This window comes from Sphingorhabdus sp. M41, from assembly GCF_001586275.1.
Lineage (GTDB): Bacteria > Pseudomonadota > Alphaproteobacteria > Sphingomonadales > Sphingomonadaceae > Parasphingorhabdus.
This window is the reverse complement of record NZ_CP014545.1, coordinates 2671324-2685698: the sequence shown is the minus strand read 5'-3', so window position 1 is coordinate 2685698 and position 14375 is coordinate 2671324. Positions and strand designations below refer to the sequence as shown.

Annotated in this window: 9 protein-coding genes; 1 reads left to right on the top strand and 8 read right to left on the bottom strand. The window is 53.6% G+C overall.

Going from position 1 to position 14375, the window contains the following annotated elements:
• The first annotated feature begins 129 nt into the window (after positions 1-129).
• Positions 130-1005 carry a sigma factor-like helix-turn-helix DNA-binding protein gene (locus AZE99_RS12650; protein ID WP_067201720.1) on the top strand — a complete coding sequence of 292 codons (876 nt, stop codon included), beginning with the start codon at positions 130-132 and terminating at the stop codon, positions 1003-1005.
• Positions 1006-1871: 866 nt separating this feature from the next.
• Here the strand turns inward: AZE99_RS12650 and AZE99_RS12640 are convergent.
• The 8 genes from AZE99_RS12640 to AZE99_RS12605 all read right to left on the bottom strand — a co-directional run bounded on the left by AZE99_RS12640 (position 1872) and on the right by AZE99_RS12605 (position 14119).
• Positions 1872-2330, bottom strand: a complete 459-nt coding sequence (locus AZE99_RS12640; protein ID WP_067201714.1) for a BLUF domain-containing protein — start codon at positions 2328-2330, stop codon at positions 1872-1874.
• The gene (locus tag AZE99_RS12635) at positions 2327-4438 is read right to left on the bottom strand and encodes a putative bifunctional diguanylate cyclase/phosphodiesterase (RefSeq protein ID WP_156472252.1); all 2112 of its coding nucleotides are present in this window, start codon (positions 4436-4438) and stop codon (positions 2327-2329) included. Before AZE99_RS12635 ends, AZE99_RS12640 begins: the two co-directional genes overlap by 4 nt.
• Before the next feature lie 369 nt (positions 4439-4807).
• Positions 4808-5857, bottom strand: a complete 1050-nt coding sequence (locus AZE99_RS12630; protein WP_197460193.1) for a DUF3089 domain-containing protein — start codon at positions 5855-5857, stop codon at positions 4808-4810.
• 65 nt (positions 5858-5922) lie between these two features.
• Positions 5923-7293, bottom strand: coding sequence for an LLM class flavin-dependent oxidoreductase (locus tag AZE99_RS12625; RefSeq protein ID WP_067201708.1), 1371 nt, complete (start codon positions 7291-7293; stop codon positions 5923-5925).
• A gap of 11 nt (positions 7294-7304) precedes the next feature.
• Positions 7305-8645, bottom strand: a complete 1341-nt coding sequence (locus AZE99_RS12620) for an MFS transporter (protein ID WP_197460192.1) — start codon at positions 8643-8645, stop codon at positions 7305-7307.
• Entirely contained in the window at positions 8635-9813 is a 1179-nt protein-coding gene (locus tag AZE99_RS12615; protein WP_067201704.1) for a M24 family metallopeptidase, read from the bottom strand. The genes AZE99_RS12620 and AZE99_RS12615 overlap by 11 nt, the downstream gene beginning before the upstream one ends.
• A 36-nt stretch (positions 9814-9849) precedes the next feature.
• Entirely contained in the window at positions 9850-11574 is a 1725-nt protein-coding gene (locus AZE99_RS12610) for an N-acyl-D-amino-acid deacylase family protein (RefSeq protein WP_067201702.1), read from the bottom strand.
• Between the two features lie 79 nt (positions 11575-11653).
• The gene (locus AZE99_RS12605) at positions 11654-14119 is read right to left on the bottom strand and encodes a TonB-dependent receptor (protein WP_067201699.1); all 2466 of its coding nucleotides are present in this window, start codon (positions 14117-14119) and stop codon (positions 11654-11656) included.
• Positions 14120-14375 lie beyond the last annotated feature (256 nt).

Below are 14375 nucleotides of genomic sequence, written 5' to 3'. Positions count from 1 at the left end.
TGACGCCGCATCCTGACTAGGTAAATATACGTAGTGGAAAATACCTACGGCAGCGGACCCATAACCTTATTGATGACGGCCTAATTTCTTCTTTCGAACTGAATACCAGATTGAATAGAGGAGAATATAATGTCAACGACAACTCGCAAGCTTGAAGACCTCGTCGCTACAATGCTGGCAAGACGGACGAAGGAAGTTGAACAAGCGACGCCTCGTCAACGACTGGAAGCAGATCGGACCTTTTCCGCGATCCTCAATCTGATCGCACCGCGCATCCGCCATTTCATCCGTCAATACGGGTTGCACGACCATTGGGAAGACGCTGAACAAGTTTGCGCCATTGCCGTCCACAACGCATTAAACAGCTATGACCCCGACAAGGCCAAATTTACCACTCATATCAACTGGCAGTTGCGTGGCGAGTTGCAAGGGCTGCGCTTCCGCTTGATGACGGATCAGCGACCATCAGCCAAAAAAGTCGATGCCACAACGGTCTCTATTCACACGCCGAGCCCAGGTTCCGATGGTGAGTCCGCAACCCTTGAAACGGTGATCGAGGACGAAAATGCCTTCGACCTTACCGAATCGGGTGCGGGAAGTTATCTCGCCCGGTCCGCAACCGAAGCGCTAATCAACGCCTATATCGAACACGAGCGCAAGGCCGGGATACAGCAACTGAAAAAGTGCGCGAAACCTTCGAAAGCGTTTCGTAAAGCGCGTCCGGACCTGCCGATTGGTTTTCGCTCCACGATCAACGCTATCGATCCAGCCGAACTTGCCCAATTGGAGGGACGGCTGGAGCGTGACCGCGAAATCATTGTTCGCTCAATCTTCCTCAATGACAGCCAGTACCAGATTTCCGACCACACTGGCCTGACACGCGAACGAATTCGCCAGATCAGCCGCCGCGCTGCGAAAACCATGGCCGCAATTTCGGAAAGCGACCCGCGCTTCGAATTGCTGCCGGGCATGCGACAACAACGGGTCGAGCATAATATCGGGTGACTGGGGAGACATCCAGTTGGAGGCCTTATAAGTTTTCGATATGCGCTTCGTGAGGGGGTTCTTCCATTGAACACGCCATGTATCTGAGGAATCTAAAAAGACGCTTCCATTGATCCAGTTTGGCTTCCAGATCGACGGCGCCACCATAGCTTTGCGGCTAGTAAAACTCCTGCTAATCAGGGCGGTGGAATCGTTCCGCTTTGCGGTTGAGTGGTGGAGTGGTGGAGTGCCACGTTTCATACAGGTGTGTCTGATGCCAAGCTCTTCGACACGTCAATTGAACTTGGCCTAGAAGTTGTGACCGTTGTCGACTCTGATTTCGCGAATGCGGAACGGGAATTTGTCGATATTGTGATCGACCAAGTAGATTGCGTTGGCTGACTTGTGTTTTTTATAGACCTTGTTCCTGCAACGAAACCGTCGATCTAGCAGCCAAAGGGCCGGCCGGTAAATACGGGGCTCGCACTCGCCCCCGCTATCGAAATCACCTGCTGGACGGGTGGCACTCCCTGAAAAGCTGATTTGTTTGCCTGATCGAAAACCCAGGGAAATACCGAAAAATAACGCCAGAAAACTGCGACAGAGTCACTAGGTATGACGCGCAGACGGCTTCCAGGATGACAAATTCCCTGTAGATCCCCTGCTATGCAGGGAAATGAATTGGCGAGGCCGGTTCGCGACAGAGTGCGTCTCGCACTACTTTTTCTGAAATTTGCAAAAGTGCAGACTGTAGTCTTGCAAATGGCCATAATCGACGCAGTGCTGCGGTATTTCGCGGCCGAGATAGTCCGCTACCGTCCCCGGCTATGCGCCGGAATCAGCATATCGACGGAAACAGTGTCGTTGTCCAAGTCACAGGTTGATTTTTAATCTTTGCTGCCGGCAGATTGACTATCAAGCAGGCTGCGCATTTGCAGAGTGGCCTGGCTTGCGTTGATCCCGACCAGAAACCGGACTTCCTGCAATCCGTCGCGCAACGCCAAAGACGTCTCTTCATCTTCACAGAGGCAAGCCATATCCCAGTGCTCAAACAATCGCTCTGAAACACTGATCAGGTCTATCAGTCGCAGATCGATATGCCGAAAATCACAGCAAATACGTTCAAAAGTCTTCTCCACTTCTTCCGGCGGCCCTTCCAAAATTTGGATGAAGCACCCGTCAATGAAGAGCAGACTGCCAGTCAGGTCAGCCAGTCGGTTATGCGCTGCAGAGGCTTCCGCTATTTCACGAGCGGTTTGTTCCGGTCGTTCGCCGGAATTTTCCACATCAAGAGAGCTGATATAGAGAAGGCGTGAGAATTGTTTGTGCGAGCTATATGCGTTCATGCTGCAGCCTTATTTTTTTCGCCCTGGAACAGATCGCCGATGGACGACGCACTAATCGGCTTGCTGAACAAAAAGCCCTGCACATCATTGCATCCGTGCTCGGTAATAAATGCCATTTGTTCATCGGTTTCGATGCCTTCGGCGGTTGTTTTCATTTGAAGGCTTGCGCCAAGCTGCGCGATCGCGCGGACAATGGACGCGCTGCCAACATCGGTAGGCAGCTGCTGGACAAAAGATTTGTCGATTTTGATCCGGGAAATCGGAAAGCGGTGGAGGTAGCTTAACGATGAATAGCCCGTGCCGAAATCATCGAGCGAAATTCGAATACCTGAATCTCGTAGATTGGTGAGAGTGCGCATGACAATCTCGTCGTTGCCAAGCAGCGCCGTTTCAGTAATTTCCAGTTCCAGGCGCGTGGCAGGGAAGCCCGAACTCTCTAATGCCTGCATCACGGTTTGGTGTAACCGCGGGTCGAGCAATTGAACGGGGGAAATATTGACCGCCAGGTCGAGATGCTCCGGCCAGGAAGCGGCGTCAAGGCAAGCTTGTTTGAGAACTCCGGCGCCGATTCTCGAAATCAGTCCCAACTCTTCTGCGATCGGAATAAATTCGGAGGGCTGGACTTCACCCCGCTCCGGACAAGTCCATCGCAACAAGGCTTCTGCCCCGGTATAGGCGCCCGTGGCAGAGTCGATGACGGGTTGATAGGCAATCCTGAAGTCTTCCCGCATACAGGCACGGCGAAGATCGGTTTCGAGAAAACGGCGGCGTTGTATAACCTCCTGCAATGATGGTTCAAATAAGCGATATCCCCGCTCTTCTTTCCGCTTTGCAGAGTATAATGCAATGTCAGTATATTGTACCAGTGTTTCGGGGTCATTCCCATGATGGGGCGCGAGACAGACCCCGACGCTTGCTCCAAGTTCCGCGACTTGTCCCTCGATGACAAACGGACGCCCCAGAATTTCGACAACCCGAGCTGCCAATGCCTCTGCTTCATCTTCCGCCGTGAGCCCATAAGCAATTATGGCAAACTCGTCCCCGCCAATTCGGGCAACCAAATCCCCTTGGCGGACAGCGTGACCTAGCCGCCAGGCCACTTTTTGAAGAACTATGTCACCCACCGGGTGGCCAAGCGTGTCGTTGATCGGCTTAAATCGATCCAGATCTATCATTAACAAGGCAAAATGGTGACCATGATTTTTCAGCTTGTCGCATTCGACTTTCAAGGCTTCGGAAAAAGCACGGCGATTGGGCACTTCGGTCAATGCATCGTGCAGTGCAATATGGTGAAGCTGCTCTTGAGATCTTGATCTGGTCCGCCGGTCGACCAGATGGGTCGAAATGCCGGCGCCGATGATGATCAATGTGACCATTGCGATTGCCGCCGCCAATGCGGTAAAGGTTTCGCTGTCCGCGCCCGCTTGCACGCCGGGAAGGGGGACCACGGTGAAGGCTGCCATGCCGGTAAAATGCAGGGTAACAATAGCCGCAGCGAATAATCCTGCGGGCAGGCCGATATTTTTTGCCATGCCAATTTTTCTTACCTGGTCGATGGCCAGGGCTGAAAGGATGACAGTCAGCACAAGGGAAGCAATCACATATTCCGGCAGCCATCTGACAATACCGTCGGCTCGATATGCGAACATGCCAACATAATGCATGGATGCTATCGACAGACCGATAATCCCGCCGCCGGTGACGACAGCTATAAAGCGGTTGCGTGACGAAGCGACCAACAAGCCCACTGCTGTGCCGACAACTGCGATCAGTGCCGATAATACGGTCAATGTACCATCCAGTGTTACCGGAACGCCGGGGCGGTAACCGAGCATGGCAATAAAATGAGTGGCCCAAATTGCTGATCCTGCAGTAAAAGCGGACAGGAAGCACCATTGGTACCGGGGTGCACCGGACTCAGTGAAGGTACGTTGAAACAGCTTTACTGATGTTAGAGAGCCGACCAGGCACATCAGCGATGCCAAGGCCACAATCCACAGATTATGTTCATGGTAGAGGCAAGTCAGTACGCGCATTGAAACTCCTGAGACCGCCATCAAAACTACTACGAAGCGATTAACGGTTTTAAACGGCTTAGGTTTACCCACCTAATTCGCCGAAAGCTCGGATCTGTGTTGAAAAAGAACCGGTTTGAACAAGCTAATAACCAAATCTCGTTAAAAGGTTCCCAATCACTCAATAAAAATCTGACATCTTTACAATCATCTTCGACGTGCATGCGCGCCAGCGGCGATAGATTGTTGCTGCCAAAGTCATCGCTATCGAACGGCCTCGCGGCTTTAAGCTGAAAGCCGACGCTCGCAGCGCAGGGATCCGACGCAGGCATCAGATGATGAAATGAAGTTCTCATTATATCTATGGAGCGGGGACATCATCGGTGCCCTATTATCTGCAGACCCAAGGGCCAGAGTCTTGCTGTGAGATCTTATGGTGGAGCTAAAAAAGGATTAGCGCAGTCATTTCTTTTGCGCTTTCGATGCTGCCTTGCGCTCGAGAAATATTCTGGATCGCAACATGGCGTTGCTGCGAACATCTTCGTAAAAGAGGCCGATATCGTGGTAATGCATGCTACCGCTTGGTAGTGGTTGTAAATCGAGTTCGGTTGCGGGTTCAACGATGAGTAGCCCGTCTTTGGCGCAATAGGCTGAAAGTTTTCCCGATGCGATTCGGCTTACGGGACCAGCGCCTGGCTCTCCCGGAATTGCGCCCAGGCTCTGTTCCGCCGGTGCGGATGGCGCATCGGTATTGAAGGTGAGTGGGTTAATGCAGAGCAGGTCGCTGCCCTCCCTGCCGAATTTTGCGACATAAGTCGATTTCACGAGTTTTGCATATTCCGCCCGAGCGCTGTCAGGCAGCATGGAATTCCATGATATTACACAGCCCGTCTGCGCGGGAGTTCTGCATGGCTGTAAATCATGCCAGGTCCGTCCGAAATCTCCATTGCTGACACCAACTCCGATGACATAGGCAGCGACGAGAGATTCTGAAATCGGTTCTCCGTCAATCAGTTCGGTCAGCAGTCGCCGCGTGTGCATCGCGCCTTGACTGTGGCCCGCTATGATGAACGGGCGATCATTCTCGCGAATCGCCAGGAAATGTTCGAACGCGCGACGCACATCGGAATAGGCAATATCGAAAGCTGTTTCCATTACCGAAAGATTGATAAATGCGCCCGCGGTCGCTTGGCGGTAGTAAGGCGCGTAGAGACTGCAACAGGCGTTGAAGGCAGAGGCTTGTCGCGCAATTACACTCTCGTCCGTCCATTGGCGTCCTTTGACATCTTTCAGGACTGGCTGGTTGATATAGTCCCGGGCCTTGTCCGTTGTAGGATGAATGTAGAAAACATCGACCTGTGGATCGAGTGCGATCGGCGTTGCCTCTGATGGAACGGTAAGGGCTGGCCCGCCTTGTCCGGGGAACGCTGCCCAGCTTGCAGGGTCTGTATAATCGAGTTCTTCAGGAGCATTCGCGCTCACGTCGGCCGGCGAGAAATTATTTGCCGTCATGTTCTCCGCAAAAGCGGGTTGAGCAAAAAGAGTCAGCGCCAGTGCGAACGAGAGCCTCCGCATGATTATTGCCAAATCCTTGGTTCGCAACCGAGCGCAGGGTCGTTGACGAAGCTATTTTCCGGGCGTTCCAGTCCGATATTCTCGCGTAGCGTTCCGCCTTCATAGTCTGTGCGGAACAGGCCACGTTTCTGAAGTATTGGTACAACCTGATCGATGAATTCTTCGAGATTGTCGGGAAGATAGTTTGGCGTAACGGAAAAACCGTCGGCGGCTCCCTCGGTGAACCATTCCGCGCAGAAGTCAGCGATCTGTTCCGGAGTACCGGACCGTATCAGGCTGGCCCGGGAAACGACGACGCGTTTGGCGAGTTCGCCTATCCGCAGGTTTTCGTCGCGTGCCATCTTGACGATTTGATCCTGAACCCATTGACCACCTTCGGTCTTGGGGATTTCTGGGAGATAATCGTCAGGGGAGCAATGTGAGAGATCGGCGCCGATTTGTACCTGCAAGGTCTGCAGAGCCAGTGCTTCGGGAATTAGTTCAAGCAACTCTTCCTGTTTGCGGCTGGCTTCGGCTTCCGTGCCCCCGATGATGAACTGCACAGATGGAATCACTTTCAGATTATCCGGATTGCGGCCAAAGCCTTTTGCGCGCGATTTCATGTCCTTATAAAAGTCTTTCGCACCGCTGAGCTCATTCTGTGCTGTGAAGATCATGTCGGCCGTTCGCGCGGCTAGAGCCCGTCCTGCGGGAGATCCACCAGCTTGCACTATGACGGGGTGGCCCTGAGGTGGACGTGCGACATTCAGCGGTCCGGCTACCTTGAAAAATTCGCCTGCGTGGTTGAGTTGATGCACCATTTCGGGATCGAAATAACGGCCAGAGGCGGCATCACGAGTGATGGAGCCGTCTTCCCAGCTGTCCCAGAGATTTCGAACGACGTTTACAAATTCTTCGGCCCGATCGTATCGACGGTCGTGGTCCATGATTTCGTCGAAGCCAAAGTTCCGGGCTTCGATCGACCCGGTGGATGTCACGACATTCCAGCCAATGCGGCCATTGGAGATATGATCGAGTGACGCGAAGCGTCGAGCGATTGAATATGGTTCGTTGAAGGTGGTCGAAACCGTTGCGACCAGACCAATCTGGCTAGTGACTGCCGCCAGTGCTGCAAGCAAGGTCGTTGGCTCCAGTTTTCCCGCATAATCGGTCGTCGCGAAAGCGTCTTTACCCTTGATATGAGGAAAACCCTGGGAATCGCCGGAGAAATAGACGTGCAACTTGCCTTGCTCGGCCTTCTGCGCGAGGCGTGCATAATGTCCGAAATCATGCTGATCGACCGGCCCGGACTGCGGATATCGCCAGCCACCAGGATGTGAACCGCTGTTATGGATGAAAGTCGCGAGAATCATCTGGCGTTTTTGGTTGGACATTATTCTTCCCTCTAAATTGGTTTCGGGGCGACCAGCATGGAAGCCATCTCGCCTTCTTCAGCAGCCTTGGGTGTAACGGCTGTTGCGCGTCGGGCCATGGCAAAGGCCAGGCTGGCAAGAACCAGCGCTGGCAAGCAGACTACGAGCAGGGACAATCCAATTGCCTCCTGATCCTGAAAAACATATTCGGTAACGAATGCCACAGCGAGTGGGCCGCCAGCGCCTGCCGGGAGCGCGGCAATAACGCTGATAAATGCATATGTGAAACCGCGCATTTCATTCGGCAGGAGGTCCTGTACCGTGGTGTTGAGCGACACGTTGAGTACCGGTGCAACAACCATGATCGTGCACAATAGGACAAGAGCGACAAGCGGTGTGGGGGCGACCACAGCCAGGGTGGCGGGCACTGCCAAAACGGGCAGAATGGCCATGATAGTCAATTTTCCGCGCGCTCCGCGGCCAAATTTTGAATCAGCAGCCAGGCCACCGGAAAAATAACCGAGTGCCCCACTAATCAGCAAGGCAAGACCCATTTCATTTGCGAATGCCGGCAGGCCGATATCGAACTTGCGCATTATGAAGGTTGCCATCCAGGACGCGATCGCAACAAAGGCGATGTAGAACAGGCAAACACCGCTGAGAAGCGGGACGAATATTTTCTTGTGCAACCATATGAACTGCAGCTTGTTCATGACTTTCATGGCGCCTGAATCCGCATTGGCCTGCCCCCGTCGTGCAGGCTCCCTTACAGTCAGAAACAAGATGCCCACGACTGGACCGACCAGCCCGCAAATCAGAAAACTGACACGCCACGGGGTCACGAGGCCATAAATTGGCAGCGACAGATGCAAGTTCAAATCGAGAATGAAGCCGGGGATGATCGAGGAAAGGGCGGTCCCGATTGTTGCCCCGAAAAGATAGGTCGAAATCGCACGTCCTCGCTGCTGCGGGGAGAACATATCGGCGATCAGCGATACGGCAGCCGGAGCGACGGCTGCTTCGCCAAGACCGACGAGAGCGCGTAAGGCAAAAAAGGTTTTGAAATCCGGAGCGAGCCCGCCCGCGGCGGTTGCCAGGCTCCACAATATGATCGCGCCGCCCAGGATTTTGCATCGGGTATGCCGGTCGATCAAGCTGCCGAGCCAGAGGCCACAGATTCCGTTGAGAACCGTATAAGCCAACCCGAGAAGCAGACCCATCTGGACATCGTTCAGTGCCAGGTCCTGACTGATTGGCTCGGCAAGGACACCGACAATAGACTTGTCGATGCTGTAAAGATTCGCCGCCAGAAAGAGCAGCAGCATAGGCCACCAGCTGCGTTTGAGGCCGGGATAGTTGGGTTCAATCGACAAGATAAGTCCTGCCATCCATGCATGAAAGAAGCCGGCCATCTGAATCGTTGATGATCTCAACCTGGCCATCGGACAGGTAGATGAGGTCCTCGAAATGGAACTTTCCTACCTCCGGTCCGATCCATGGCAGGTCGCAGCTCAATACCATGCCGTCGACCAGTTCGAACTTGTGGATGCCGCCACCCGGGTGAGGGTGATCCGTATGCTCCAGCCCGACGGAGTGAATGCCGCAGGTCTTGAATTCGGGATTGCCGGCATCACGGATCGCCTGTGAAACGGCCTCCTCGATCTCGAAAGACATTCTGCCTGGCCGGAATTCGCCAAGCGAGTTTTTCCAACCTTGCCGGGTCGCGTTATAGCATCGTAGCTGTTCCGCGCTTGGTTCACCAATCACTGCCGTTCGACCGATGTCGCTGGTATAATGGTCGAATTCTGCGGTTGCGTCGAACGTAACCATGTCGCCTCGGACAAGAGTATCGGTTTTCGCCAGACGTCCATGACCTGGGCGATAGGGTGTGATCAGCAGAAAAACAGGTCGTCCACCGGCCAATGCAGCGGCAGACCAGAATACGCGTTCTGCCTCGGCGCAGTTAGCACCGGCGGCAATTGCCTCCGCGCTGACTTGCAATGCCAGTTCGGTCTTGCGGGATGCGGCTCTTATGTGGCGCATTTCGAGAGGCGTTTTGACCATGCGAATTTCGCGCAAAAGATCCCGGGCGCCTACCGGCTCGAATCCTTCGCCCAAGATTTCCTGGACATCCAGACCGAGGCCTCGATCTTCAAAGGCCACGCGCGAACCTTCCAGACCCAATTCTTTCAGATAGGCGGCAACGGCCTCCTGGTGGTTTTGCGGCAAGTCCGTCTCTACAACCATATCGGTTTGCACACCGCCTGCGCCGATCCCTGGCTTACGGGCGTAGCCCCTTACGATCCGCATCCATGTGCCGTCGCGCTGCTGCGGCTGTCCTGCATCGACTTCAACCGTCAGAACTGCGCTTTCCTTGGCGTGATCCCGCGGCAGGATTGCCATGGCAAGGTCGCCAAACCCCCAACTGGCATCCGTCGCCCAGCTGCTTAGATAATATGTGTTGATCGGGGTGGAGGCGATCAGTGCCTGCACATCTTCGCGATCCATAATTTGATCGGCACGTTCGCGGTTGAGGAGCATATTTATTTCCCGGCTTTGGAATCAGTGGATTGGTTTTCAGGGTGCCTGACGGCGACCTCGTACAAGCCTGCCCGGGAGAGCGCCAGTCGGCTGGTCGTTCCGCGCTGTAACGACTCCCGAAACAATGGTCGCATCATATCCGAATGCTTCCTGATACAGGCGCCGGCCGCCAGCGGGCAGGTCATAGGTTACACGAGGAGGGCCCATGGCCAAGCGGTCATAGTCGATGACGTTGAGATCGCCCTTGTAACCAGGGGCAATCAGGCCGCGATCACCAAAGCCACCGATTGTTGCTGTCTCATGGGTCATCATGCGGACTGCTTCAGGCACGCTGAGCTTTTTCCCTTTGCGATCACGGGTCCAATAGCTCAGCATATAGGTTTGCATACTTCCGTCACAGATCGCTCCAACATGAGCGCCGCCGTCGCCGAGACCCAGGACTGTATCGGCCCTGCCGAGCATTTCTTCGACAATGTCCAAATTTTCAAATGTGTAATTGCGCGCCGGAAAATAGATGATGCCGCGGCCTTCGTCTGCCAACATGACATCATAGGCCAGTTCCGAAACCGTGCAGCCTCGAATCTGAGCCAGCCTGTCGAAACGAGTCTCTTCGGGCGGATCATAGACAGGTTCCTTGCCCATCGCATAAGCCCGCTCGATAAGCCGGACCATGGCTGGCACATCGGCATTCAACGGCAGTTTATATTCCTCCAGAATCGCGGCACGCGTCTCTGGCTTGCGCATTGCCGCGATGCGTTCGGCAAGGGGTAGAGTCTCGATCCGGTCATAGGTGGGGCAACCCTGAAACGGGTTGAGGCGCAGTTCGAGACCGAACAGGACACCGACCGGGCGGGCCACAACCTGTCCGTAAATATCCGAGCCGTCTGTACGGGCTGCGGCGCAAGCCTCTGCGACTTCAAGCCAGCGACCCGGATATTCATCATATTGGAGAAGCGGGAATGTCACAGTTTGCCCGCTTGATTTGGCGATACGCGCGAGCATATTCAGTTCCGAAGAGAAACCAAGGCTCGTGTCAAATTCAGACGCTGACATGAAGAGGGATTTGCCGCGTTTTTTCATGGCGTCGGCAATGACCATCAGCTCATCTTCGCTCGCCGTGGTGACGGGAAGCTGATTGCCCTTGGCATCGCGATGACCGATAACACGTGTGGTAGAAAAACCGAATGCGCCAACATCAAGGCCTTCGCCGACCAGTTTGGCCATGGCTTGCATATCTTCGCCAGTAGCGGGCTCGCGATCAAGCGCACGTTGGCCCATGACATATACACGGACGGGAATATGGGGGACAGCTACTGCAAAGTCCGCATCCATGTGCCGGGCCTCGACAGCGTTCATATATTCGGGAAAGGATTCCCAATTCCAGGGGAGGCCTTCGGTCATCACGATATTCGGGATTTCCTCTACGCCCTCCATGATTTCGACCATCTGCTCGCGCTGTTCAGGCAGACAGGGCGCAAAACCCACGCCGCAATTGCCCATCAGGACAGTTGTAACGCCGTGATTGGTCGACGGAGAGAAGCGCGAGTCCCAAGTGACCTGCGCATCATAGTGAGTATGAATATCGACATATCCCGGCGTGACAAGCTTGCCCGTGGCGTCGATTTCTTCTTTGCCCGTGCCGGAGATCTGGCCAATTGCGGCAATCTTCCCGTCCGATATGGCGACGTCGATGTTCTGCAGCTCATCGCCGCTCCCATCCGCTACCGTTCCATTTCTGACGACAAGATCGAACTCACTCATTACCGGCCTTCTCCACTATATTCTTGGATGTTTCGACTTATGAAAGCCGGCGGAAGCACCGCTTCCGCCGGATAGGTCACTAGAAGTTATATTTGGCGCGGATGCCAAAAGTACGCAATTCACGCAGAGCCACTACCGCACCGGATTGGGTGCCGAAGTAAGCGAAGCTTGGATCTATCGTGAAAAAGTCAACAGCCGATGGATATGCATCGTCGTTGAACAGGTTGGTAACATATGCCTCGATTGAAATATCATCATTCACAAGACCTACACGAGCATTAACCTGCTTGTAAGCGGGCGTTTTGGTAATGTTCGAAACATTCGTATAGATGCCGGAGCGATAGATGAAATCTCCGCGGACAAATGCTTCCGTGGATCCCGTGCCGACCGGTTGCTTATATTCGGCCGAGAAAACGCCTGAATATTTGGACGTGTTCGGGTTTTCCTTGCCGGAGAAGTCGGTTATTCCGGTCAGGTTTGTCACAGTCGGGCTGCTATAGCTATCGATCGAAGAGTCGTTGATCGATCCACTCGCGGTTAGCGTTAAATTGTCTGACACAAAGGCTGTCAATTCAGCTTCTATGCCTTTTACCTTAACCTTGCCGCCATTAACGTTGGCCGAAATCAGTTCGATAATCCCGGTATTGGGGTTTGTTGCCTGAATTTGCTGCACATTGAGCTGCTTATCCCAAATGCCATAATAAGCGGCTAACGTGTATGTCAAAGCGCCGTTAAATGCGCGACCTTTAAGACCGATTTCAAAGTTATCGAGCGTTTCAGGTTCCACGGCGATTTGCAAACCTGCGGCCGCTGCGGCTGCTTGGGTCGATGCAGGGCGACTGAGAAACACAACGTTAAACGAGCCTGGGTTTATCCCCTTTGCATATGAAGCATAAGCCATCATGTCCGGTGCGATGTCATAGTTGATGATCGCACGTGGCATGAAGTTCTTATAGGTCTTGCCGATCAACTTCTCTCCATCAGCATATGTGCCAGCAGGCGCAAAAGCATCGGAAAGCAGCGTCTGGCCGCCCGGGCGGGCATATGCGCCAAGCTTGTCGATTTGATACCGTCCGTCAAAGCTGAGGCTAAGGCGATCGGTTACGTCATAGGTCAAGCCGATGAATGCACCATAAGTACGCGATTTGGTAGCGCCACTGACAGTCGGGAATGTCGTAACGCCGAGATTACCCGGTGATCCGCCGCCGCCACTTTGGAAGAAGGAATACAGATAGCTGGCACCGACCACTGCGTGAAATGGTCCACCATTATCGTAATTGGCACGGACTTCCTGTGAAAAATCCTTTTGCTGATATTCTACCAGATAAGGATAGCTGAAATAGGTTGGACCGCCAAATGGGTTGAGCAAAGTGTCGGTGCTATAGACCTTGAGATCGGAAAGCTGGCTTTTGATCTCGTCATTATATCCGGTCAAAGAGCTGAGGGTAACGCCGGTGTCGCCCAATTCCAGATCCATCGCCAGGTGGACGTGGTAGAAACGGCTTTTCAGACCAAATCCGTCTGTACCATCTTCCGGGTCGAGCAAGCGGCCTGTTGGATTAGCCAAAAAGTCCTGGATGAAAGGGCTATTCGTAACGTTCATGGATGGTTGACCAGCTTGCAAGCCAGGCAATGCACCGCAGAAATATGGATTGCCATCAATCAGGCAATTGGACTGGCTCTGGATGACCGTGTTACCGGCGGCGTCGGTCAGAGTATAGGCTGGGATGAGACCTGACGCGTTAGGACCGTCGTCATTTTCGCTCCAGATACCAACGACCTTCGCTTTGAAATTCGACGATGGCGTGAATTCAAGCGCCAAATTGGCTGAGGTGGTGGACTGATCGCCAAGTGTCTGACCTCTTTGGCCGCCGTTCTCATAAGAACCCTTGCGGCTCCAATAGCGTGCGCCGCCGGTGAAGCTTAACAGGTCCTCGATTAGCGGTCCGCCGATCTGAGCAGAAATTTCGCGGTTTTCACGGGTGCCGAGCATTGCCTTGATCGTTCCGGAGAAATAGTCCGGAGCGTCCTGGGTTACGACGTTGACTGCACCGGCAAAAGTCTGGCGACCGAAATAGGCGCTTTGCGGACCCTTGAGCACTTCGATTCGAGCCGGATCGCCGATATTCTGGATCGCGGTTGGCGTTGAAACCGGAACGCCGTCGATAAAGATGCTGGAGGTTTGTTGGGTCGAAAGAGCAGGCGCGAATCCGCGAATGATGATCGACTGAAATGAACGGTCGTTGCGGCCAGAGCTAACACTATTTGTGTTCATGCCGGGGGTGTAATCTGCCAAGTCAGCAACCGAAGTTATGCCGCGAGATTCCAGAGCTTCACTATCGAAAGCGGAAATAGCAATAGGTGTATCAAGGATGTTTTCGACCCGCTTTCGGGCAGTGACGACGATCTCAGCATAGGCTGGTTGTTGGCTTGCTTCGTCCGTTTCGACGGTCGCGCTTTCTTCCGACTGCGCAATGGCGGGCTGGACGCCGACCATGATTGTTGCGGTGGAGGCAAACAACTTCAAAATGTAATGTTTTCGCATGAGAGGTCCCCTTGTTTTGACATGAAATTCAAGTGCAGATTTCAATATACACCTCACCCTACCTTCAGCGTGTCGTTTACGATCATTCGCCTGGCTTTATTCAGGGTGAGAATATCCTGAAGCACCTACTTTTCTAATGAGAGTTGAGAATAAAAAATGCCCGACGAAAATAATGTTCGCACTGCGGTTATGAGGCCTTGTTGAGCATATACGAAATATCAAAATAGCGCATTAAATGCATGATCTATATAGATAA

Excerpts from the sequence above, each read along its gene's own strand:
- AZE99_RS12625 (WP_067201708.1), bottom strand. The coding sequence starts at position 7,293 with ATGTCCAACCAAAAACGCCAGATGATTCTCGCGACTTTCATCCATAAC.
- AZE99_RS12630 (WP_197460193.1), bottom strand. The coding sequence starts at position 5,857 with ATGACGGCAAATAATTTCTCGCCGGCCGACGTGAGCGCGAATGCTCCT.
- AZE99_RS12650 (WP_067201720.1), top strand. The coding sequence starts at position 130 with ATGTCAACGACAACTCGCAAGCTTGAAGACCTCGTCGCTACAATGCTG.
- AZE99_RS12610 (WP_067201702.1), bottom strand. The coding sequence starts at position 11,574 with ATGAGTGAGTTCGATCTTGTCGTCAGAAATGGAACGGTAGCGGATGGG.
- AZE99_RS12615 (WP_067201704.1), bottom strand. The coding sequence starts at position 9,813 with ATGCTCCTCAACCGCGAACGTGCCGATCAAATTATGGATCGCGAAGAT.
- AZE99_RS12640 (WP_067201714.1), bottom strand. The coding sequence starts at position 2,330 with ATGAACGCATATAGCTCGCACAAACAATTCTCACGCCTTCTCTATATC.
- AZE99_RS12605 (WP_067201699.1), bottom strand. The coding sequence starts at position 14,119 with ATGCGAAAACATTACATTTTGAAGTTGTTTGCCTCCACCGCAACAATC.